Below are 23,592 nucleotides of genomic sequence, written 5' to 3' on the forward strand. Positions count from 1 at the left end.
AACATGCAGCTGACCCTTCCTGCGAGCGAATACACATTACTTCACATCTGCTGTGTCCGTGCCAGCACCAGTGTGAGTGGTACAGTGCTCGTTCTGCTCAGGTAGCGCCCAGACGGAGACACCTCCGCCGCATACGTGGAAGGTGGCCCACCCATCGGCTTCGATGGTGATCGACTCCTCGCAGCTATGCGTCAGATCGACCCACACTTCCCCGGACCGATGCTCACCGACAAGCATTCTCTTCTCACCATCATCCCCGTTGGAGATTACAACGGCACAGCCCGAGCCCTGTAGCTCTTCTACACCCCGCCGCACCCAGCCAATCGTGTTGGCATGGTCGAAGTAATCCTCCTGCTCTCCATACGCCTTGTTACAGCGAGCTGACAACAGGATGTCCAAAATCTCTTTTTTGCCCTCCACCGGCTCCGGCCCGCCAATTCCGTAATAATCTCCGTAAAAAACAACCGGGTATCCGTCGCGACGCAGCAGCGTCAACGCATATGCGCTGGGCTTGAACCAATCGCCAACCCAGGATTCCAGCGCTTCATGCGGCTGTGAATCATGGTTGTCCACGAAGGTTACCGCATGCGTCGGGTGGGTCTGTACGAGGGTATCATCAAATATTTTGGAAAGATCAAAATTGCGTCCCGCCAGGGAAGCCTCATGAAGCTTATAGTGAAGTGATACGTCAAACAGGTCAATCTGGTAATCCACCGTGTCCAGAAACGTACGACAGGCATCCAGACTTGAATTCCAGAACTCACCTACAATGTAAAAATCCTGTCCGCGTTTGCGGATCATCTCCGCAGCAAATTCCTTGATGAACTCATGGTTGATATGTTTGATCGCATCCAGTCGGAATCCGCCGCATTGCAGCGTATCAATCAGCCATTTGCCCCACTCGATCATTTCACGCCGCACATCCGGGTGGTTGTAATCTATATTGGCAAACATCAAATAGTCATAGTTACCAAACTCAGCATCGACATTCTCATTCCAGGTTTTGTTCTCTCCGGCAATGCGGAACACACCCGTCCGTTCTTCTTTGGCATCAAAATCAGTGCCATTGAAGTGTTCGGATGTCCATTTGAAGGAGGAATACTGCTCGCCGCGTCCGGGAAAGGTGAATTTGGTCCAGCCTTCAATCTCAAACGGCTCAGAAATCTCCTTCGTTCGGTCATGGGGATCAACCTCAATCACCTTGAAACCTTCCTTCTCGTCTGCTCCTGCCTTGTGATTCATGACTAGATCCACATAAACGACAATGCCGCTCTTCTGACACTCGGCAATGGCTTCCACCAGCTCCTGCTTGGTGCCATACTTGGTGCGTACCGTACCCTTTTGATCAAATTCGCCCAGATCGTACAGATCATAAACACCATAACCTGTATCGTCTGCAGACACCGCTTTGGTCACAGGAGGCACCCATACCGAGTCTATGCCTTTTGCTTTCAGTTCCGGGGCCATCTCAGCCAGTCGCTTCCAATGATTGCCGTCTGCTGCCAAATGCCATTCAAAAAACTGCATCATGGTATGATTTCTCTTCATGACCAACCGACCTCCTTGATTTGCATGCGAAGCGGACCGCGGAACGGATAGGGTATCGCCGTTGTTCGTTCGTGCTAACCAAGTTATAACCCGTTTACCCCATGTTTCAATCATGACAATGAAAGAATATTGAGAAAATTCACAATTTTTTTCACTAATTATGAAAAAAACAGCAAAAACGAGTGAGCAAACGTCATACTTCTCATCATTCACCAAATGTCATATACGCCTATAGTCCAGCCATTCCTCAGGTAACAAGGAACGATACGGCTCCTGCGTGAAACGATCATCGACCAGCACGAGCACACCCTTGTCCTCTTCGGTTCGGATAAGTCTGCCTCCTGCCTGCAACACCTTGTTCATGCCCGGAAACACGTAGGCGTAGTTAAAGCCGTTGCGTCCCGACTTATCAAAATAATCCTTCAGCACATTGTTCTCCAGACCAATCTGCGGCAGCCCCGCTCCGACAACAACAACACCATTCAGACGGTCTCCCGGCAGATCGACACCCTCTGAGAACACGCCGCCCATGACGGCAAAAACAAGACGCGTGCGCTCAGGGTGCGGCTGGAACGCCGCCAAAAACTGCTCCCGCTCCTGCTCATTCATGCCCTGCTCCTGCATAACCGTATCCGCATCACCTGCACCCGGAAGCTGTGCGTAGGCTTCATAAACCTCACGCATGTACGGGTAGGAGGGGAAAAAGACCAGCAAATTGCTACGCGGCCATTCGGAAACAAGCTGCTGTAACATCTCGGCAATCGGGCGCTTGGTGCGCTCCCGGTCTTTGTAACGCACAGAGAGCGGCATGAGCCGTACATCCAGCTGTTCCCTGTTGAACGGTGATGGAATCTGTAGTGTGTAATCCTCTTCCTCCGCCCCCAGCATATCCCGGTAATAACGGAGCGGGGACAAGGTTGCCGAGAAATGAATGGTCGAGCGAAAACCCTTCGCCGTCTGGCGCAGCTGCTGGGACGGGTCCAGACAGAACAGCTTTACCCGTACTTCGCTGCGCACACACTCTGCATACGTAATGAAACGCTCGTCATACAGCTTGGCAATTCGCACAAAATTTTGCGCCGTAAAATACGCATCCAGCAGTAGCTGATCCATCTCGGCATTGCCCGATCCACCTTCGACCAGACATTGCTCAGCCACCATAATAAACGGCTCAAGCCGTTCAATCAGCTCCTCCGGCGCCTCCTGCTGAATGATCTTGCCCTCGTCTCCGCCATTCTTGCGAAGTGTGATCAGATACTTGTCGATCGCTCCCGTGTAGTCCACAATCGCTTTGGCGGCAGGCACATGGCTGCCCAGCGTCTGGAATTCCCTTTTGACATCGAGAAAAACGGCCTTTTCCAGCTCTGCAGAGAACATCATACGCCCGCGGTCCACCAGATTATGCGCCTCGTCCACCAGCAGAACCGTCTTGCGCTTCTGTTCCTCCAGCATACGTTTGAGCGATATACGCGGATCGAAAATGTAGTTATAATCGCAGATTACCGCATCAGCTGCATACGCCGCATCCAGTGAAAATTCAAACGGACACACCCGATGTTTACGCGCATACTGCTCAATAACGGGCCGTGTCATCAAGGTCTCATGCTCCAGCATGTCCAGCACAGCGCCGTTAATCCGGTCATAATACCCCTCACACATGCCGCACTGGCCGGTATCACAGGCTTCCTCGTCCTTGAAGCAAATTTTGTCCTTCGCCGTCAGGCTGATGACATGCATTTTCAATCCTTCCGCCTGCATCCGGGCAAAAGCCTCCTCAGCCGCCACTCTTGTCGTCGTTCTCGCGGTCAGGTAGAACAAACGGCTCGCCTCACCTTCACCGATGGCCTTCACCGTAGGGAAGAGCACGGACATCGTTTTGCCGATGCCTGTGGGTGCCTTTGCCATGAGTCCCTGGCCTTCACGAATCGTTTTGTACACTGCCCCTGCCAGCTTGCGCTGTCCCTCCCGATATTTGCGAAAAGGAAACGGCAGCTCGCGCACACTAACGTCCCGCTCCGCTTCATAGGCAGCGATCATCTCGGCATATGGCGCATATCCGGCAATCACCTCTGCCGCAAACTGCTCCAGCTCCTGCCGCTCAGCCATACGTCGAAACCGCCGCTCTTCGCCCGTCACCGAATGCACATACGTTAGCTGCACCTGCATGCGTGGCTCTTCGTGCTGAGCTGCATACATATACGCATACATCATAGCCTGCGCCCAATGTACCTCAAGCCCGCCATCCAGCTCATCCAGATTGCCCGCGGTTGACTTGATCTCATCCACCGTCAGCTGGCCTTCCAGCCGAATCAGACCGTCACACCGTCCTTCGATGACATAAGTCAGCTCTCCATGCCGAAGCTCGGTCTCCAGCACAATTTCCTTCAGATCCTCTTCGGCGTATGCCTTCTGCACCCGCTGGTGAATCCGTGTTCCCTCCTGCATTGAAGCGTTAGTGCGGAACCCCGGACGTATACTGCCGCTGCGGTACACGTACTCCACCAGTGGTCTGACTGATATCCGAATTGTTGTTGTCATACGATCACCCGTTCTGCTTGTAGTCTATATACTTTATCATGAAACAGGTTCCGCTAACCAGATTTTCGGCACATTGGACTCGTCCGTTCCCGTGTGCTATGTTGGGGATATACGTTGAACCAGATCGCGTTCGCGTGTAAACGTATAGCAAACTTATATGGAATTCACCTATAAAGAGGAGGCAAACTTCCGATGTACATTTATTTGGTTCCATCTCCATTGCCGGATGCAATTGCGGCTTATCCGCATCTGACACTGCATTCAGACGATCAGATTCGTCTTGCAATTGAATCGACAGATCGTCTGCCGAATATCGAGTCGGATGAGCAAGTGGCCGCTTATGAAGCCTTCGATGCCGCAGGATCATGGACAGGCGGCGGATTCGCTGTATTGAACAACATCCCGGTTACGGAAGATGGACGGCCTGACTTTGAGGAACGTTTCAAGAGCCGCGCCCGTAAAGTGGAAGACGAGCCCGGATTTGTTGGTATTCGTGTGCTTCGTCCGCTCAAGGATGATACTTATGTCGTGCTTACGCTCTGGCAATCGGAGGAACATTTCAAGGGCTGGCAGCAGTCGCAAGCCTACAACCACGCTCACCGCAACCGCAGCACAAGTGAAGGCCTGACCGCGCAGAAGCCAACCATGTTCCCACGGCCTTCATTTGTGACCACATATACGATTGAGTAGAGAGGATTGTAAATGTGAGCTGTAGTGTTGAAATGGAGGTCGCCGATGGGAGCGAGAGCAGGTTATGCTGCATGTTACGGAAAAAGCGCGGGTAGATACAGATGCGCAGAAGCTCATGTATGTGGTCCTTGCTTCTCCTCCCGCCTCCTTTTCCAAGGTGCACACGCCAACATCCATTCAAATGCAGGCTCTTGTCGTTGAGGCACGACAGGTACATACGAATTCCCTTCCCAATTCTAACGATCTCAGGAAACGCTATTTGGCTATGTTCGACGCCGCTAACATTCTAACGATCCCAGCAGAGCTTATTTAGGACAAAACTCTGTTTTTGCTGCGAAAATAAGCTTGTTTCAGTGAAATAACGTTTCTCAGGATCGTTAGCTTTTGAACGTACGGCCAAATAACTAATTAAGGCTTCCTGAGATCGTTAGCGCATTTCGCAGTCCTTCAATGACTAACCCACCTTCTTGTAAAGACGACGACTATGCTGTTGAACGCCAACTTAAATGACCAATTACCCCCTCGCTACGTTCCCGTTCCCGGCAAGCGTTTCCCTGTTCTGTTCGAACCACTAACATAATCTATCCCGGTATACCCCCTCCCCCATCGTCTCGCATCACATTAAAAAGCGAAAGGACCCCTATATAAACCATCTGCTCGGTCTATCAAAGGGTCCTGTGCTTAACAAGGCTGACTTATTTAGTGCTGGTGCTGATTGCTGATGCTCTATTGCGGTTACTGTGGTTACTGCAGCTCGCTTGATTTTAGCTATCCATCAATGAATGTCCGAGTTGAAATTAAAGCATCTGCCCGAAAAAATTCACTTTTACCTTCAATCTCAATTTCACTTTTACTTACACTTGCCTTCACACTATTTCCTTCTGCTTTCTCCCGAGCTCACATTTGCACTTCCTCTCGCTAATGCGCCTACCCCTGGTGTTGTGTTACTCTTCCCTTAAATGTTAATTCGAGAATAATGTTACTTCTAAAGCTAACTTGCAACGTCCTGCCTAAGAACCCAATCGTTCACTTACAGTGGACGCAAGGCCAAGGATTCACGAGCGTTCAACTGCTCTACCATGGCAAGCCATTCCTGCGGTTTATTCGGCAGCACAGCATAATAGCGATTCAGGAAATCAGCCACCAGACTTGCGGGCAGCTCCATCAGCGACTCGTCGCCTGGCATAAAGCACAGGTCCAAGCCTCCTACGGCTTCACCGTCACCTTGCCAGGATGGATGAACATATGGGAAATCCAGACGCTGATAACCCAGATGCGACAATACTTCGCGCCGCACGTAGGGGTCCATCGGTTTAATGCCGCCAAACGCATGATCCTGACTCAGATATGGATTGTAGATTTCAGCAAACATGCCGAACAGCTCTTTGCCGTTTGCGACAGCAAGCTGCTGCAGATCACGTTTGCGGTGATTCGCCAAAAAGGCACCGATGCCTAAGCCTTCACGTCCGATAATCGTAAAATCCGTCATCGCTACGTTCCAGTCCTCATAGTAACGATACTCTGTTGCACCAACAACTTGGCCTTCATGTACAGCAACAAATACCCGGATTCCCGGATCCTCCAACGGCTCAGCCCATAACGGGAAGTCCAGCACTTCCTCTGGAGGGAAAATCTCCTGCATCAGCTTGTGCATTTGAGCAAACAAAGGATTCTGAATAGATGTAATACGTGTAAATTCCATAGATAAAAGCCTCCTTATTTTTCGATATGTATTCGGTGCAGCAGTTTGGTTCAACAAGCAGCGATCTGGAGAACAATAATCGAGCCTGGTACAGCTGACTGTGGACAATCACATAGATATGCTGATTTATGAACACAGGTGCACTTAGACATACGGACACAGCGCCCATAGACATACGGACCCGCTGACACAGTGCATATGCACAAAACTCTATTTATCTGAACGGATTACGCCACTCCATCAGAGCCGCATAATTGCAGGATTCCTCGTCATCCAGATAATCCGCAGCTACACCAACAGGCATACGTCCACAGCGCAGCAGAAAAGAAATGACCGGGTCATGCCTCTCTCCAGCGGCAACCTGATCCAGATAATGCTGTGCTGACAATTGCTCAGCCACCAGATGATATCCTGGCATCCGCCCTGCCCCCAGCAGACGATCCAGTCCTTGCGCAATCACAAGGTGATACATCGCCTGCATCATGAGCTGAGCCAGCCCCCACTTGCGGTATTTTGGACGGACACAGAGATCAACAATATACAGCGTGTTGCCATCCGGCTGATGATTGCGGATATACCCGTCATCCGTTACCTCTGCCCACGTATGACTGGCTGAGCGTGCCGGGTCCCAATGCATCCGCAGTGAGGTCATTGATCCGGCCAGTTCCCCATCAACCTCAATGCAGATTGCCCCTTCGGGGTAATGCTGCACATGGCTGCCGAGCTGCTCCTGATTCCAGAGCAGCTCCTCCGGGTATGGCGGCGGGAAACTCTCCGCCTGAATGCGAATAAGCTCTTCAAAGTCGGGCGCTGCATAGTTGCGAATGACTGCTTTAGCCCTGCCCTTTTTGCCATCACCCGCAGGCGCAGTTATCAGTAATTCCTTCATATACATTCTGCCTGTGCCTCCTTCCCAAGCTCAGATGATGAAACACATGTTACTCTTCTACTCCCAATCCGTGTACAGATCTGTTCGGCGGTCACGCCAAGTCGTTACCGAACCACGTTCACGCACCTCGTACAATAGATCCAGATCAAGGTCAGCGGTAACGATCATATCGTTGTTGATCTCACCTTCTGCCAGAATGCCGCGCGGCGGGAATGGCACATCATTCGGCGTGATCATGGCGGCTTGTCCATAGTTGGCACGCATGAAATCCACAGTCGGCAGATGACCCACCGTTCCTGTTAATACAACGTATATCTGATTTTCCACCGCACGGGCATGGCTTGTATAGCGTACCCGATAGAAGCCGTGACGATCGTCCGTACAGGAAGGACAGAAAATAACGTCTGCACCCTTCGCTTTTGCCATACGCACGATCTCGGGGAATTCAATATCGTAACAGGTCAGCATCGCAATGCGGCCCTTGTCCGTGTCAAACACCTCGAGCCCGTCACCCGCAGCCATATTCCACTCCGTTACCTCGGTTGGTGTAATATGAATCTTCGCCTGGCGTGCAATCCGTCCATCCGGGTAAAACATATGTGCTGTATTGTACAGCTTTCCTTCCTTGCGAATGACATGTGTACCCCCGATGAGGTGCATGTTATACTTGGCCGCAAGTGAGACGAACAGCTGCTCATATTGCTCCGTAAATTCGGGCAAATCTTCAATGGTCAACGCATTCCCCTGTGCGTCTCCAATGGACATTAATTGGGTAGTGAAAAATTCAGGGAACAGCACAAATTCCGTTCCGAATTCGGAAGCTGTCCGTATGTAATGCTCTGCCTGAGCGGCAAATTCCTCAAATGAGCGAATCGTTTGCAATTGATATTGTACAGCAGATACCCGCAGTTTCATAAATCCTACACCTCCACCATTATTCGTGTTACTTTTCGTGCCTTCATTGTATCAATGATCTGGCATCATTTCATCTGTTCTCCCAGCTTCGACTGGGTAAATGCAATCCACTCTCGCGCCGCAAAAGAAAGATATCGGTCCTTCCGCCAGATCATGCCGAGCTGCCACGGAATAACCGGCTCCCCGACCGGGATAATCCGTACACGCATATGATCCACCTCACGACAGATCGTCTCTGGCAGCAGAGCTACCCCAAGATTGGCGGCAACCATTGCACTCAGCAGGTCCCATTGAGAGCTTTCATACACGACTCGCGGCTGAAAACCAGCCTGCTGACAGGCCACAATGATGCGATCATGGAGTGCAAAGTCCTCCCGGAACAAGACAAACGCATCCTGCTCCAACTCATGTAGCGCCACCGATGCTTTCCCAGCAAGCGGATGTGAAGGATGTACAAGCAGATTCAGCTTTTCATGCACAAATACAAAATGATCCAGCACCTCATCCACTGTAGGCAGCACCGCCACACCAATATCCAAGGCCCCGCTGATGACATCTGCCTCTACTTTTTTTGCCCCATCCTCGAACAATTGAATGCTCACCTGTGGATACGCTTTGTGGAATTCCCCGATAATCATCGGGAAAAAGCTCGATCCAACCATTGGGGGCAGACCGATACGCAGATGACCCTTCTTCAGATTCATCAGATCGTCCAGCTCGGAGGAGAGACTGCGGAACGATTTTTCAATCTCCAGTGCCTGTCGAAAAAAGACATGCCCCGCATCCGTTAACTGCACTTGTTTACCGTATCTATCCAACAATGTAACGCCCAGCTCTTCCTCCAGACTCTTCACGGTTTTGCTGATGGTCGGCTGGGTGATATATAACACCTCGGCGGCCTTTGTAAAGCTCTGCTGCCGGGCAACCTCAAGAAAATATTGCAGATGGCGAATATCCATGTCCTGACTCCACTCCTTCTTTTACCATCATAAGCTAACTTCCTCGTCATAGATAAATGGAATAGAAAACATTCTTAATATGCATTTTACTCATGAAAAGATGCGCTGTAAAATTTGTGATACGAAGAAACGTTTCCATTCATTTTCACAACAACTCAGATTAAATTCATGAAATCTTACACGGATATACAAGGAGGGATTCAGGTGAAAAAATGGGGCATCGGTATTGCGCAGGTTGCGCTGTTAATGGTTTTTTCACTGCTCATGGACCAGCTGGCCCATGCTCTCCATCTGCCTGTACCCGGTTCAATACTTGGAATGGTCATTCTATTTATTCTGCTGCAGACCGGTATTGTCAAACTGCGGTGGATTGAGGTCGGAGCGGCGTGGCTGCTCGGTGAGCTGCTATTATTTTTTATCCCGTCAGCCGTTGGCATCATGAACTACATGCCCATGCTGGAGCATGACGGATTGCAGATTTTATTCATCGTGCTGCTGAGCACGTTTCTGGTTATGGCCTGCACGGGCCTGGTTGCTACACGTATTGCCAAGCGAAAGGAGAGTCACACGGGATGATTGGATTTTTATGTTTGTTGTTAACGGTCGGAATCTATTGGGTTGCCAAACGAATGTATCGCAGCCTGCCCAAAGTATACCTGTCACCCCTGCTCATCACTCCCCTGCTGGTTGTGGGTGTACTGCTCGCCACCGGGACAGATTATGCGGCTTACAGCAGCGGGGGAAAATGGCTCAGCCTCTTGCTGCAGCCTGCTACAGTTGCATTTGCCGTACCTCTGTATACGTTTTTCCATGTGCTTAAAAAACACATATCCGAGATCGTCATCAGCGTAATGACTGGCTCGGTCGTTGCCGTGCTTTCCTCTGCCCTGCTTGCCAAATGGCTGCATCTGGACTCTGGCTTGATTCACAGTCTGATTCCACGCTCCATCACAACGCCGATTGCGATGAATGTATCCGCATCCATCGGAGGAATTCCCGCCGTTACAGCTGTGTTTGTGATCATGACAGGGCTGCTCGGCGCCATTATGGGGCCTTCTGTGGTCAAAATACTGCGTATTGATGGAGAGATTGCACGGGGGACACTGCTTGGGACTGGAGCTCACGGAACAGGAACCTCGAAAGCCTTTGAACTGAGTTCCTTGACAGGCAGCATTTCCAGTATCTCCATGGTATTGGCTGCGCTCTTCACATTGGCCGTTGCTCCCGCGCTTTCCAAACTTATTTTCCCGTAGGCACAAACTTATTTTCCCATAATAGTAGAAACAATCCCTATTTTTTGAAATATTATTGTTGTATTAAAGCCCTTTCTTCCTTACAATAAGGACAGGTTTTAATGTTAATATTGCGGGGGAGATGCGATGAAAAGAACCGGAATGAAGAGATCTCTGGACCGTCTCGGACGAATTGTGCTTCCCAAAGAAATGCGGGATACAATGGAAATCCATATCGGCGATCCGCTTGAATTTTTCATTGAAGGGAAAGAGTTGATTTTAAGAAAGTACAAATCAACATTGTGTATTTTTTGCGGTGACGTGGATACGGAAATGTATTTCAAAGAGCAATTCATCTGCCGGACTTGTGCAATTCAATTAAAACACCCAGATGACACTCCCGACTGGTTCGTACCTGAGAATAAACAGGCTTCTGCACCTAAAGAGCGTCCTGCCAAACCCGCGGCTCCTTCATGGGATCATGGAGATATAGCAACGAGTCAGGACTACCCCGACCTGAGGCCCAAAACAGCACGTATGCTGCAACAGATGAAGGAAATTATCGAACAGCAGCCTGGCCTCGCTCAACAGCAAATAGCGGAGAAACTTGGCATCAGCCAGGGACGCGTTTCTCAACTCAAAAAGCTACTATAGTCAGAATAACATATTATCACAAATAAACAGTGAAACTTCCGGGTAAAGGAAGGGGCGCTGCGAAAGAACCCTGGCATCATTGGGTTCTTCTTTTTTTATACTTTTAATTGTCCAGTGAAAGGAGTCCTATGAATAAAATCCTCTACCTGTCTCAATTCGACCTCATGTCCTCCTTATCCGAGGCAGATCTGATGGAGATGGACAGCATGACGTCCATTACAACACTTCCTAAACTTACAATGATTCAGCGACCTGACACGTTTAAGGAAGGTTTCTTTTTTATCAAAAAGGGAAAGGTTCGCTTGTACACATTAAATCCTGAAGGCAAGCAGTTCACCGTAGATATTCTGAGTGAGGGCAACGTTTTTGGAGAGTTGAACGGCATTTCTCTCGGTACACGTGCACTATATATTGAAACGATGGAGATCTGTGATGTCTGCTTGATGGACCGAGGGCGATTCGAGCAGTTTTTGATGGATCATCCGGCATTTATGATGAGAATGATGAATGTACTGAGTTCGCGGATCAAACAAATGAGTGATTTGACACAGACACTTGCACTGGGCAATTTACACGACAAAATCTTGCATAACCTGTGCCGGCTGGCTGAACAGATCGGCTACACAGAAGAGGATGGATATTGCCGTATTCAGTCTGATATTACACATCAGGAGATTGCGTGGATGGCTGGTGCCTCAAGAGAATCCGTGACGGCAGCGATGAAAGAGCTCTCGCAGGCAGGCCGCATACGCACCTCGTTTAAATCGGTTGCCCTTCATGCGAGTGAGCTTGAGTCATTCCGTCAAACCGCTTCTCCACAGGTAGAGATGTAAGACAGCTTACATCTCTGCACTCCTGTTCCCTTGTATGGTATACATAATAAATTCAGCCAAGCAAGGAGGCCCTACAATGAATAACCATTCAGATGTTACCGTCCCCGAAGACATCCTGCGTCGCAAAGGTGCGCGTACAGCCGCAGACATTCCAGCACACATCCACCGCCTGCTGCAATCCGGCACGATTGAATCCGTTAATCTAACCGAATGGCTGTCCGTCAATCATGTTCTTCTGCTGGAGCAAATTACCCGTGAACTTGAAGTGCCTGTCTCCACTCGGGATGTCACCGCAAGACTGGAACAGAAGGATGCGCAGCGGATCATGAAAATCATTCCCGAGATCGGCAGACAGTGGCTGGAGTATATGGAGAGAAGACCTGCGCTGGAGAATAAACAACTTCTCACCTTGCTTGCAAAGCACCGTTCAGACAGCGTTCGCTGCTGGGCAGCTTATATCATCGGGCTTAACCCTGAGCTGGATGTGACAGACAAGCTCGAACAGATTCGTCCTTTTGCAGCGGATCATCACTTTGGTGTAAGAGAGATTGCCTGGATGGCTGTACGGGAATCCATACGGGCAGATTTATCAGCAGCCCTTCAATGGCTGATCCCCTGGAGCACCGACCCCGACCCGATGATCAGGCGCTTTGCGATCGAATCGACCAGACCTCGCGGGGTGTGGGCGAAACACATTCAGCCGCTGAAGGAAGACCCGGCAATGGCTCTTCCCTTGCTATCCGCTGTGAAATCAGACCCGCACCCCTATGTACAGGATTCTGTAAGCAACTGGCTGAACGATGCTGGTAAAACAAACCCCGATTGGGTACGCCAGGTATGTGCCGACTGGATCAGGCAATCCGACAACAAGCATACTCAGCGAATCGTAAAACGTGGGCAGCGAAGCATCTGATCCCATCAAGCTTGAACATGAACCTGGCCTAGTCTGAATATAAAATGCATAGCTTTACTCCGGCCAGCATTAGGCTTGTACCATCTCCATGCTCTCCTCTTCCTCCAGTTGGCGCAGGCTTACCAGCAATACACCAATGGTAGCCACAAGTAATACCGCAGGGAACGGAACAGCCTCATATTGTGCATAGATCAGGTGGCTGCCTACAGCTCCAATCAGAATGAAGGTCAGTACACCTGAAGCCAAAATGCGAGTACGCGGAACAAGCAGCCCTGCCGCACTTAGCAGTTCCAATGCACCAAGCAAATACATCGTCCAGGTCGGATAAGAGAAGCTCTCAAACGTTTCGATCATCATCTCGGCTCCTGTCACTTTATTAACCCCTGTCATGACAAACACGCCCGCCAGCATCACTAAGAAAATATAGCCCAACACTTTTTTCATTTCCTTCATCCCCCTATATTTAGATGTTAATTTTGAAGTTATATATTTTGTGGCTGATACCCAAAAATACTGTAGTAATATATGTAAAAGTCCTTTAAAGGAACTGAGTATTAGAAAAAAATACGTGCTTCGTCTTCACATAACAATAGACAACAATCCATTACGTATTATTATTCATAAACTTACTTTTATGAAGTTAGTATATAATAATAATATAATTTCATCAAGTAATTTTTCCTGAAATGATGTATAATACATACAAAAGGTATGTTACAGTATATTTTGTAGTGACCTTTCATCGCACTTCTGAATCACCCTTTATCTTTATTTTTTTATGGAAAGCTTATATTTTGTAGAGCGGCAGAACGTTTTGTCCTTTTATATAGTGTTACCTGGCATATCTGTTATGAATCGAGGTGAAACACGTTGAAGCTGAGAAAAGTTAAATCCCCCAGTCCCTGCATGATTACACAGGCGATGGATATCATCGGGAAAAAGTGGGTGCTCCTGATCATGTACCAGCTGCTGTCTGGACCAAAACGGTTCACAGAGCTGGAGGCCGAGATGGCCATTAGCGGGCGTCTGTTATCCGAGCGTCTGAAAGAGATGGAAATGGAAGGCATTGTTACACGGCACATGTATCCCGAGATTCCTCCCCGTGTGGAATATGAGCTCACGCCTAAAGGCAGAGCCATTGAACCCGTCATCAATCAAATCTACAACTGGTCCTCGGATTGGTTAAAAGAACAGTCTCAATCGAAATAACGTGGTTACGAAGGAGAAGTCCCCCCTCCTAATGCAACGACGCCTTTGGACACAATTTGCGAACAGCATAAATACGCCTGCAACCAGAACCACAGAGATAAGGGTTCTGCTTGCAGGCGTATTGAAGTTTCAGCTTGCTGTGAAAGCTCTGTCGAAGCTTTTGTTGAAATTTTAAAGCATCAGTTGAAGCTTCGATCTGCACGTAAGCTCGCGCCTCTGAATGCTGTATGGCAGGTCATACTCCTAACGAGCAGCTTGCGTTGAAGGCCGGAGCTGTACAGGCAATCCTGACTCTACCGATGCTTGTGCTGCCGTTGTGATCTCTTGTGTGCGGCAGGCATCCGCGTAATCAGACAAAATGCGGGAACGGTCACCCGTGCGCAGAGCATGAATAAATGCCTCATTCTCCCGTTCATATGGGTTATGCCCCGCTGCAATCTCAAGTCCTGCCATCGGATGCGAAGCTGCACCCGGCACAAGCAAGCGCTCCGGGGTCCAATCCCATACACCTGTATCTGTGTAAAATTGAAGTCCCGCACCGCCTTCACCGTCAGGCAGCAGGCATGTATTCGCAATGCTTGCAATGGCACCGCTCTGCAGCTTCAGCGTTACATTGGCCACATCATCCACGGTTACATGCTCATGCTTCTCATGCATGCTGCGCTGCGCTGCAACAGCATAAACCTCTGTCACTTCGCCTGCACAGAAGCGAAGCAGATCGACGATATGTGTTGTCTGTTCCACAAACTGTCCTCCCGAGCCCTCCTGCCGACGCCACCAGTTCACCCCGGGCATTCCGCCCATCCAGCGTCCCAGCGCCATGCCAACCTTCTGCTCCTGCATCGCATGTTTCATGACCTGAGCAGCCTCCTGATAACGGAAATGATATCCGACGGAGGTTAACAGTGAAGACTGCTGTATCTGCTCCAGTATGCGAAGCGGTATGTCCATTCCGGTACTCAGCGGTTTCTCCACCAGAAAAGGTATTCCACGTTTAATCAGTTCATCTTCAATAGACCCGTGAGACATCGGAGGTACACAGATGTATACGGCATCCAGCTTCTCTCCGTCCAGCATATGCTCCAGCTGATCATATCCGACAGCATCATATACGGAAGCCATCGCTTCCGCCTTTTCAAGCGTTGTGCCGCATACACTTGCGACACGAACCCCCTCCATACGAGTAACAATATCTGCATGTACTTTACTGAACCAACCTGTGCCTATGATACCAATCTGTAGTGTCATGGATGTAATCCCCTCTCTGTGTTACACGCCTACATGTTCCATTCGACCCAGATTTACAAAATCCTGCCCGCCTTAGCTCTTTCCGGATGCTTCCAGCAACAGTTGATCCAGCTGCTGCATGTAAGTTGCCGTCTGCTGCTCGGACCAGCCAAGCTGCTCTGCCATATAAGCACTGACTGCTGATTTGTAACGACGAACCTCATCAATGCGGAAAAATAAATCTGCTGTTCTGCGCACCCAGAAGTCTGCTGGCGTTGCCGCCATCTCTTCCTCCATTGCATAACGAAGCATCAGCAGCAGGTCTTGCGGCATGCCATGAAGCTCAGCCTTGGTCCGTGGTTCAGGCATGCGCTCATACAGCGCATCCACATTAGAGCCGTAAGTGCGAGCAAGGCGCTCCGCCACCTGGCGATCCAATCCCAGCGCGACACCGTCCTTGATTTTGCGCTCGGTATACGATAGGTATCCGGCCGAGCCGCCAACGTCCCCACCTGAGATGGGCATCTTTTTAGTGACACACGGGCCAATGCTGTCCCCGTATTCCTGCTGCAGCTGACGTGCAACCAGGTCAACCACCATCTCGGCCATTTTGCGATACCCCGTCAGCTTACCGCCAGCAATCGTAATGAGACCTGAATCCGATACCCAGATTTCATCCTTACGCGAAATCTCGGAAGGGCCCTTGCCCTCTTCATGAATAAGCGGACGCACACCTGCCCAGCCGGATTCCACGTCCTGTGTACGGATCTGGACATCCGGGAACATGCCATTCACCGCATCAATGACATAATCACGATCCGCTTCAGAGATTAACGGATGCGCCGGATCTTCACGGTACACTGTATCTGTTGTCCCTACATAGGTTTTGCCATCTCTCGGCACAGCAAAGACCATACGTCCATCCGGAGTATCAAAATAAACGGCCTGCCGCAGCGGAAAGCGCGAACTATCAAATACCAGATGAATGCCTTTGGTCATCTGTAGCGTTTTACCTTGGCGCGAGCCATCCACTTCACGCAGGGTATCCACCCAAGGCCCCGAAGCATTAATCACTTTTCTTGCCCGAAGTGTGTAGCTGCTTCCATTCAGTTGATCGACTGCCTGAATACCTGTAGTGATCCCATCTTCCTTCAGGAAGCCGGATGCCTTCACATAGTTGACCGCCAGTGCTCCGCGCCGAACCGCTTCCTTCATGACCTCAATGGTAAGTCTCGCATCATCTGTTCGGTACTCCACATAACGCCCGCCTCCCAGCAGCCCCTGTTTCCGCAGCAAAGGCTCAGCAGCCGCAGCCGCACTGGCGTTTAACATCTGTCTCCGTTCACTGCGCTTCACTCCAGCAAGAGTGTCATACACCATCAAACCGATGGATGTGCTGAAACGACCAAATGTCCCGTCCGTGTAGATAGGCAGCAGCATCGGCTCAGGTGTCGTGACGTGTGGGCCATTTTCATAGACCACCTCCCGCTCCCGTCCTACCTCGGCGACCATCTTTACTTCAAACTGCTTCAAGTACCGCAAGCCGCCGTGAACCAGCTTGGTCGATCGGCTCGAGGTGCCTGCGGCAAAATCCTGCATTTCTACCAGTGCCGTCTTCAGTCCACGAGACACAGCGTCCAGTGCAATGCCTGCTCCCGTAATGCCGCCTCCGATAATCAAAACGTCAAATTGTGCATTCGACATCTGCTCCATCACTGCTGTTCGCTGTGCTGCCGAGAATGTGATCGTCATATCAAGCCCCTCCATTTTTTACCTTATTCCCTCTAAAAAACAACAAAAAAAAGGACCACGTCATTCGTTCAGCAATTGCTGAACGCACGTGGTCCCTCCCGATCTCCAGACATCATTTTTTAACTTGTAACATAATCCTATCACAGATTTTCGGCGGCGTGAAGGCCTGATTTGACACATTATTCAAAAAAATTTCAAAATGTTTTTGTAGCACTAGGATGTATTTTCAAAGCATCCCACTAAACTTTCATTTTTCCTTATTGTGGGTAAATCCTTATTACGTTTCAGGAATATAATCCCTGTAAATCATGCATGTTTTTCCACCAATAAATATCATTAATAACATATCCTTAACGAAAAAGTATAAATGACCATTTGTTTGCAGGCGATAAAATATTGTCCGCCGTCTCCTCGTTTCCATCTGTGTATTCGACTTTATTTGAAGGCCATCGCAGCCTTCACTGCGCGCTGCCAGCCTGAATACAATTGCTCTCGTTCATGATCCGCCATCGCCGCTTCAAATACACGCTCCGTATGATCATGGTTGTTCAACTCAGCTGCCCCGGACCAGAATCCGACGGCCAGCCCTGCCAGATACGCCGCCCCAAGTGCTGTCGTTTCGTTCACCGATGGACGCTCCACCGGGATGCCAAGAATGTCGCTTTGGAACTGCATAAGAAAATCGTTTGCTGCCGCACCACCGTCTACCCGTAAAGTCTGAACCGGATAGCCCGAATCCGTCACCATCGCTCCCAGTACATCCTTGGTCTGATAAGCCAGCGCCTCCAGTGCTGCTCGGATAAAATGCTCCTTTGTAGTGCCGCGGGTAAGACCAAACACCGCTCCCTTCACATCGCTGTCCCAATACGGACTTCCGAGCCCGACAAAGGCAGGCACCATATAAACTCCATCCGTCGAGGGCACACGCTTGGCATAATCCTCGCTATCTTTCGATGAACGAAGCATGCGAAGACCGTCCCGCAGCCACTGCAATGCCGAGCCCGCCACAAAGATGCTGCCCTCCAGTGCATAGTGGACCTTTCCGTCAACACCCCAAGCAATCGTTGTAATCAGTCCATGGTCGGATTGCACTGGCACCTCTCCCGTGTTCATGAGCATGAAGCATCCGGTGCCATATGTATTTTTCATACTGCCCTTGGTATAGCAGCGTTGACCGAAGAGCGCGGCCTGCTGATCCCCTGCGGCTCCCGCAATCGGAACCCGGTGACCGAAGAAGTGGTAATCTGTCGTATATGCGTAAACCTCGGAGGAGCCACGCACCTCTGGCAGCATCACCTTAGGAATATCCAAAATATTCAGCAATTCATCATCCCATTGCAGATCGTAAATGTTGTACATCAGGGTACGCGAGGCGTTGGATACGTCTGTAACATGCGTGCCGCCACTCAGCTTCCAGATCAGCCAGCTGTCAATTGTACCAAATAACAGTTCTCCCCTTTTGGCTCGATCACGAGCACCAGGGACATGATCCAGAATCCATTTTACTTTGGTGCCGGAAAAGTATGGATCAATCAGCAGACCTGTTTTCTGATGAAACAGGTTATCCAGCCCTTGCGTTTTCAACGCATCACAGATAGGGGCCGTCTGTCTGGACTGCCAAACCACCGCGTTATAAATCGGTCTGCCGGTTTGTTTATCCCAGACGACTGCGGTTTCCCGTTGATTCGTGATGCCGATGCCTGCGATCTGCGCTGGCTTGATGCCGCTCTCGGCCAGGCATGATGCCATGACCGCAAGAATAGAGCTCCAGATTTCGTTGGCGTTCTGCTCCACCCAGCCCGGCTTGGGAAAATACTGCGGGAACTCTTGCTGTGCAATATGTACAATCTCGCCGTTATGGTTAAAGAGAATGGCCCGAGAGCTTGTTGTGCCCTGATCGAGGGCCAGAATAAATTTTTCCATACGGATTATACCTCCTGTAGATACAATTAGGATGTAAGCGATTTCTTAAAATGCTTGATCACATCATCATTGGATGTAGTTACTGCTGCTGCTCCAACCCCAAGCGCAAGCTCGACCTCTTCAGGTGTACGAATCAAGCCGCCTGCAATAATCGGAATACCCGTTCGCTCAGACACCTCCGTGATAATATGCGGAATGACTCCGGGTAATACCTCGATGAAGTCAGGCTGCGTTTTGGCAAGCAGCTGGTAGCTTTTTTCAAGCGCATGCGTGTCCAGCAGAAATACCCGTTGAATGGCCGTAATGCCTTTTTGCTTTGCTTTCTGGATGATGCTGGCCCGTGTAGAGATCAATCCTGCAGGACGAATGTGCTGACACAGATATTCTGCTGCATACTCATCATTCTTCAGTCCCTGCACCAGATCAGCATGCAACAAAATGTTTTTCCCATGCCGCCGCGCACGCTCCATCATGCTCTGAAGCTGTGCTATGTGAGTCTCTAACATGACCCCGTAAGTATAAGGGCCCTCGATGATCGCTTCAAACTGCTTCATGCTCTTCGCAGCTGGCAAAATACGCTGTCCCTCAAATACCACCATCGTTCCTCCTGCATTTTTCAGATGCTTATATTGTATAATCCGTCACACATCAACGGCAAGCCATTTGGAACACAAATCGGCAAGTCAGCACATACACGGATGAACCGAGTCACCAATACCCGAGCTCTATCTGCATGAAACGAGTGGTGCGGACCTTCCATCAGGCATCAGGCCACATCTGATCCACACAAAAAGGCCGCTACCCGCGTCTTTTCATATGAAAAGTGCAGTAGCAGCCCGCTTATGTGAGGCCTGAGGCCCCTTATTTCGCTTCATTAAGGTTCGTTGACTACATCACGCCTGCGCATGTGGAAGGCGCGTCTCTGCTTCCGCCAACCCCTCGCTATCTGCCAGATGGCCGGAACGACTCACTTTGGTTTGCAAATATTTCTCATTGTACGCAGAGCGATCCCCCCACAGTGGAACACGTCCACCGACATTCAGTCCCGCTTCCTGCAAAGCAGCCAGTTTACGGGGGTTGTTTGTGATCAGTGTCACCGGAGCCGAGCGAAGCGCACGCAGGACAGCAATTGCATCGTCATAATTACGGGCATCATCTGTGAAGCCAAGCTGCAGGTTCGCATCTACCGTATCCAGACCTTCCTCTTGCAAAATGTAAGCCATCGCTTTGCTGAACAAGCCAATGCCACGTCCTTCATGATTCGCAAGATAGAACAGTGCACCTGCACCGTGCGCCGCAATCATCTTCATAGACTGCTCCAGCTGGAAGCCGCAATCACAGCGCTTGCTGCCAAAAATATCACCCGTGTGACAGATGCTGTGCATCCGAATGAGCGCATCCTGCGCTTCAGCGAAATTACCATACACGAGCACACTCGATTGCTGGCGCTCTGCCAGCTCGGCATCTGCCAGAGAAGCGATCAGCTCGCCGCTCTCCATCGCTTTATCCGATTTCAGCCAGCTGTACCACTGGAATGTGCGCGTCTCTCCATCCAGGTTAACCGGAAGTTTAATCGGTCCCACCAGATATATAAATTCTTTTCCACTCGGAAAAGTCTGAATTTTAGGGGCAAGCAATTGAATAATATGTGAATTGATCATCGTTCGTTCCTCCTGTTAAGCAAGTTCGTCTCATAATATAATACATTCGCAGCCAATTTTATTTTGGATCACTGTTACAGCACACTCAGCTACAGCCCTTCTCAAAGCAAACCTTGTATGCCACCTTTTGCACAGCATGTGGACATATCTATATTTTTCTCACCATCATTAGTTACTTAATGTAAGTTAGTTTAGAATAAAAATTATAATGTGTCAAGTAACTTTTATTTTTTTAGTAACTAATAAAATTATGTTACGCAATGGACACAATTTCGTGTTTCATTACAGGAATATTGGGTATAAGTTTAGACGCTATTCATACACTATTTGTGTAGTCCAGACAGGGATTTATGCAATGCACATGATCCGCCGGAGAAGAATCCGCTAGTCAGCCATTATGACGGTCTATGTTACGCTGACCAGCGGATGTATGCATTTGGAACGACCTGCTGGATGCTGGATGCCAGGCGAGTCTGCTAACGATCACCAGAAACCTTATTTAACGGTTTTGACACGACTATAAAATCTAACGATCACCAGAGGTCTTATCGGTGACTTATCAGCCTAAATGCATCACAAGAGCAGGTTTTTCAGGTGAATAACGTCTCTGGAGATCGTTAAAATCCGGGAGCCTGCTTTTTTCACTGAATAAGGTCACTGGGGATCGTTAGAGTTTGGATCACATCTGGCGCTGGCGCAATCTCTGCACGACTCTGCAATTCGCCAACTTATGCGGCTTTGCCCGTTGAGGTTACACCTCCGCAGGTAGTTCAGGTCGGCGAGCATCGGTGGTGAATAACGCAATTGCGTGCGGCAGCAATCTCTGCGGGACGGTAATGCACAGTATAAGAGGAACACAGAGCGGCGGTAGTCCCTGCACGACCGGAGAGCACTTGGCAAAACAATCTCCGGCACAAAAGTAACTGCCAGCATAACAGCAACGCACAGCACGGCGGTAATTACCCGTGCTGCGGTCAGTTCCTTGGCGCAGTGCGGGTTCGGCACGACGCTGCATGTCGCTCTATAATGAAGGCCCTTCCCATCGCTGAGATGGGAAGGGCCTTTTTCATTGAGGATTTTTTTCACACAACCCGTTTAATGTGTCTCTATCACTCGTTTTTATATTTGCTAAATGCGTTCTCGTCTGCCTGTACGTTCTCCAGATACACGATCTGTCCTGCCTCATTCACACGCGCAATATCAATACCCGTCCTCGCATATACCGTGCCATCCGCCGCTTGTCCGCATACCGCCCAGTTCGTCTGATAGCTGCCGTCCGGCTGGAGCACCCAGGCATCCCACATATGCTTGATATCCTGGTTGTATTCATAGAAAGCTTTCATAAATCCCTCGAATCCTGTACGGCTGCTGCCGTTTAATACAATCTCGGCATCCGGCGTAAACAGGGACAACAAGTCCTGCATTGCACGCTTGTCGGTGCGTGAAGCATCGAATAAACGGAAATAGTTGTTTAACATCGTAATTGGCGCTGCTTCTAACGTTGTATCGGTGGTGCTCCGAACGTTGATGCTATGGCGTGGTCCTGCTGTTGCTGTATTTGTCATGGTACTGCCTCCTGTCAATTTCATGCTGTCTGTCTTGTAATGGCACATCTCATCTTGTAAAAGCGGATTGTATTTAAGTTTGAATATTTTCGAACTAAATATCATGAAGAGAACTGTATCACATCTGCACAGCAAATCGCAATACACATTTCGATTTTTTTCGAACATTGAAAGATGCTGCTTAATATGCTACCGTCTTTATTATGAGAACTTTAACAATACCTACTACTTCGGAGATGAGTCTGACCAAGGTCTGCAATGCACTGGGTGACCCGATACGTATGAAGATTGTACATTGTCTGGCGAGCTCGGGTGAGAAGAACTGCTCGGCCTTTGAAGTCGATCACATCTCCAAATCAACGCTGTCCCATCACATCAAACTGCTGCGTGAAGCTGGCCTTATCCAGCCGCGCATCGAAGGTAAGCATCATTTTTATTCACTCAGAAAGGATGAACTCAACCTACGTTTCCCAGGTCTGGTCAAGATGATTCTGCAAACAGGAGGTTTGCACTAATGGACAAAAAAGCAGTCCACATTCTAATGAGCACCTTCTGGGGAAGTGGCGGCTGGAAATCAGCATATAGCCCCTTCTGTGGCGAGGAATTTGAATATGCCAAAAGGAAGGGCGTTATGTTCGACCCGATCAGCATCACTCATGACGAGATTGTACAGCGCCTGCACAGCATGCATCAGCAGCCTGCGCTCAAGCAACAAGCGGTTACCGCGTTTCTCTATAGTCTGTCCACCAAAAAAGTCCATCTTCGCAGCGCATTGAGCAGCTGGGCTTTGACTAGAAATATGCCATTACATACCTTCGGTGAACGTCCAGCCTTGCATGCCAACACAAGCGCCTGCGGAGACTGCAACTTTCTCCGTCTACAATCAGATGAGAATTATGTGAATACAGACTTGAATGTGCTCAATTTTGAACGCTTTAAATGGGGCGGCGTACGTCACGGCTGGCTGCTCTACTGCCTGATGGATCTCGAATTACTGCTTCAGGAGCGTGGCGATAACACTTCTCCCTTCGAAGTGACTGCGGAAGACCAAGCAATACTTGCAAAGCTGCTGGGAGCCTCACAGAGCGGAGATCCGAATGACAGCGCCCGTTCTCTGGAGAAAAAGTGGAAGGAAGTCCTGCCCTCCAGCAAGCAGGAGCGCGATGCCCTGCTGGAAATCTGGGCTGCCGCCGGCATTCTGGTTCCCGGAGATACGCCGAGGAAGCGCAAAGGCGGTTCGAACGACTTTGTTTTTGCGGCAACCTGGCAAGGGGATGATGGCTATCATACCGAGAATGTGCTTGAATATTTTGGCCCCTATCTGCCTCAAACGAATCACTAAATTTCGACTGGAGCCTAAACCTCGGCGTTTTGGTTACAAT

Annotated in this window: 23 protein-coding genes; 10 read left to right on the top strand and 13 right to left on the bottom strand. The window is 49.7% G+C overall.

All coding sequences use genetic code 11. The features are described 5' to 3' along the window. Positions 1-36: 36 nt before the first annotated feature. Together DFQ00_RS07250 and DFQ00_RS07255 are read right to left on the bottom strand one after the other, a co-directional pair. Positions 37-1,548, bottom strand: coding sequence for an alpha-amylase (locus DFQ00_RS07250; RefSeq protein WP_110895799.1), 1,512 nt, complete (start codon positions 1,546-1,548; stop codon positions 37-39). A gap of 219 nt (positions 1,549-1,767) precedes the next feature. Next, positions 1,768-4,086 carry an ATP-dependent DNA helicase gene (locus tag DFQ00_RS07255; protein WP_110895800.1) on the bottom strand — a complete coding sequence of 773 codons (2,319 nt, stop codon included), beginning with the start codon at positions 4,084-4,086 and terminating at the stop codon, positions 1,768-1,770. Positions 4,087-4,278: 192 nt separating this feature from the next. Here DFQ00_RS07255 and DFQ00_RS30100 point away from each other — a divergent pair, with 192 nt between their 5' ends. Both DFQ00_RS30100 and DFQ00_RS07265 read left to right on the top strand, forming a co-directional pair. After that, on the top strand, positions 4,279-4,776 hold the full coding sequence (locus DFQ00_RS30100) for an antibiotic biosynthesis monooxygenase family protein (RefSeq protein ID WP_110895801.1): 498 nt from the start codon (positions 4,279-4,281) through the stop codon (positions 4,774-4,776). A gap of 64 nt (positions 4,777-4,840) precedes the next feature. Then, positions 4,841-5,089, top strand: coding sequence for a hypothetical protein (locus DFQ00_RS07265; RefSeq protein ID WP_110895802.1), 249 nt, complete (start codon positions 4,841-4,843; stop codon positions 5,087-5,089). Positions 5,090-5,806: 717 nt separating this feature from the next. On the opposite strand, the gene DFQ00_RS07270 is transcribed toward DFQ00_RS07265, so the two are convergent. From DFQ00_RS07270 to cidR, 4 genes are all read right to left on the bottom strand, one after another. Continuing rightward, on the bottom strand, positions 5,807-6,478 hold the full coding sequence (locus DFQ00_RS07270; protein ID WP_110895803.1) for a GNAT family N-acetyltransferase: 672 nt from the start codon (positions 6,476-6,478) through the stop codon (positions 5,807-5,809). Positions 6,479-6,692: 214 nt separating this feature from the next. Further along, positions 6,693-7,373 (bottom strand): GNAT family N-acetyltransferase, encoded by a 681-nt coding sequence (locus DFQ00_RS07275; protein ID WP_110895804.1) that lies wholly within the window; start codon positions 7,371-7,373, stop codon positions 6,693-6,695. Between the two features lie 51 nt (positions 7,374-7,424). Further along, entirely contained in the window at positions 7,425-8,282 is an 858-nt protein-coding gene (locus DFQ00_RS07280) for a carbon-nitrogen hydrolase family protein (RefSeq protein ID WP_110895805.1), read from the bottom strand. 65 nt (positions 8,283-8,347) lie between these two features. Then, positions 8,348-9,241, bottom strand: coding sequence for a cidABC operon transcriptional activator CidR (gene cidR / locus DFQ00_RS07285; RefSeq protein WP_110895806.1), 894 nt, complete (start codon positions 9,239-9,241; stop codon positions 8,348-8,350). Between the two features lie 204 nt (positions 9,242-9,445). Between cidR and DFQ00_RS07290 the strand changes: the two genes are divergently transcribed. From DFQ00_RS07290 to DFQ00_RS07310, 5 genes are all read left to right on the top strand, one after another. Beyond that, positions 9,446-9,817, top strand: coding sequence for a CidA/LrgA family protein (locus DFQ00_RS07290; RefSeq protein WP_110895807.1), 372 nt, complete (start codon positions 9,446-9,448; stop codon positions 9,815-9,817). Beyond that, the gene (locus DFQ00_RS07295; protein WP_110895808.1) at positions 9,814-10,494 is read left to right on the top strand and encodes a CidB/LrgB family autolysis modulator; all 681 of its coding nucleotides are present in this window, start codon (positions 9,814-9,816) and stop codon (positions 10,492-10,494) included. Before DFQ00_RS07290 ends, DFQ00_RS07295 begins: the two co-directional genes overlap by 4 nt. A 126-nt stretch (positions 10,495-10,620) precedes the next feature. Beyond that, positions 10,621-11,127, top strand: coding sequence for an AbrB/MazE/SpoVT family DNA-binding domain-containing protein (locus tag DFQ00_RS07300; protein ID WP_110895809.1), 507 nt, complete (start codon positions 10,621-10,623; stop codon positions 11,125-11,127). A gap of 128 nt (positions 11,128-11,255) precedes the next feature. Continuing rightward, positions 11,256-11,960, top strand: a complete 705-nt coding sequence (locus DFQ00_RS07305) for a Crp/Fnr family transcriptional regulator (protein ID WP_110895810.1) — start codon at positions 11,256-11,258, stop codon at positions 11,958-11,960. 76 nt (positions 11,961-12,036) lie between these two features. Continuing rightward, positions 12,037-12,873: a HEAT repeat domain-containing protein gene (locus tag DFQ00_RS07310; RefSeq protein ID WP_174812181.1), complete on the top strand. Its 837-nt coding sequence runs from the start codon at positions 12,037-12,039 to the stop codon at positions 12,871-12,873. Between the two features lie 69 nt (positions 12,874-12,942). Here DFQ00_RS07310 and DFQ00_RS07315 read toward each other — a convergent pair whose 3' ends face one another. Then, on the bottom strand, positions 12,943-13,317 hold the full coding sequence (locus tag DFQ00_RS07315) for a DoxX family protein (protein ID WP_167433627.1): 375 nt from the start codon (positions 13,315-13,317) through the stop codon (positions 12,943-12,945). Positions 13,318-13,779: 462 nt separating this feature from the next. Between DFQ00_RS07315 and DFQ00_RS07320 the strand changes: the two genes are divergently transcribed. Next, entirely contained in the window at positions 13,780-14,082 is a 303-nt protein-coding gene (locus DFQ00_RS07320) for a winged helix-turn-helix transcriptional regulator (RefSeq protein WP_110895895.1), read from the top strand. Between the two features lie 243 nt (positions 14,083-14,325). Here DFQ00_RS07320 and DFQ00_RS07325 read toward each other — a convergent pair whose 3' ends face one another. The 6 genes from DFQ00_RS07325 to DFQ00_RS07350 all read right to left on the bottom strand — a co-directional run bounded on the left by DFQ00_RS07325 (position 14,326) and on the right by DFQ00_RS07350 (position 22,210). Further along, positions 14,326-15,330, bottom strand: coding sequence for a Gfo/Idh/MocA family protein (locus tag DFQ00_RS07325; RefSeq protein WP_110895812.1), 1,005 nt, complete (start codon positions 15,328-15,330; stop codon positions 14,326-14,328). Positions 15,331-15,402: 72 nt separating this feature from the next. After that, positions 15,403-17,061 carry a glycerol-3-phosphate dehydrogenase/oxidase gene (locus tag DFQ00_RS07330; RefSeq protein ID WP_110895813.1) on the bottom strand — a complete coding sequence of 553 codons (1,659 nt, stop codon included), beginning with the start codon at positions 17,059-17,061 and terminating at the stop codon, positions 15,403-15,405. A gap of 435 nt (positions 17,062-17,496) precedes the next feature. Further along, positions 17,497-18,984, bottom strand: coding sequence for a glycerol kinase GlpK (gene glpK, locus DFQ00_RS07335; protein ID WP_110895814.1), 1,488 nt, complete (start codon positions 18,982-18,984; stop codon positions 17,497-17,499). 26 nt (positions 18,985-19,010) lie between these two features. Next, positions 19,011-19,580, bottom strand: a complete 570-nt coding sequence (locus DFQ00_RS07340) for a glycerol-3-phosphate responsive antiterminator (protein WP_110895896.1) — start codon at positions 19,578-19,580, stop codon at positions 19,011-19,013. A 297-nt stretch (positions 19,581-19,877) separates the two neighbouring features. Beyond that, a complete protein-coding gene (locus tag DFQ00_RS07345) occupies positions 19,878-20,645 on the bottom strand; it encodes a GTP cyclohydrolase II (protein WP_110895815.1) in 768 nt (255 codons plus the stop codon). 1,109 nt (positions 20,646-21,754) lie between these two features. Further along, entirely contained in the window at positions 21,755-22,210 is a 456-nt protein-coding gene (locus DFQ00_RS07350) for a nuclear transport factor 2 family protein (protein WP_244213720.1), read from the bottom strand. A gap of 203 nt (positions 22,211-22,413) precedes the next feature. Here DFQ00_RS07350 and DFQ00_RS07355 point away from each other — a divergent pair, with 203 nt between their 5' ends. Both DFQ00_RS07355 and DFQ00_RS07360 read left to right on the top strand, forming a co-directional pair. After that, complete coding sequence (locus tag DFQ00_RS07355) at positions 22,414-22,725, top strand: ArsR/SmtB family transcription factor (RefSeq protein WP_110895816.1); 312 nt, start codon at positions 22,414-22,416, stop codon at positions 22,723-22,725. Then, the gene (locus DFQ00_RS07360; protein ID WP_110895817.1) at positions 22,725-23,552 is read left to right on the top strand and encodes a hypothetical protein; all 828 of its coding nucleotides are present in this window, start codon (positions 22,725-22,727) and stop codon (positions 23,550-23,552) included. The genes DFQ00_RS07355 and DFQ00_RS07360 overlap by 1 nt, the downstream gene beginning before the upstream one ends. The last annotated feature ends 40 nt before the right edge of the window (positions 23,553-23,592 follow it).

Source organism: Paenibacillus barcinonensis, assembly GCF_003217495.1.
Lineage (GTDB): Bacteria > Bacillota > Bacilli > Paenibacillales > Paenibacillaceae > Paenibacillus > Paenibacillus barcinonensis.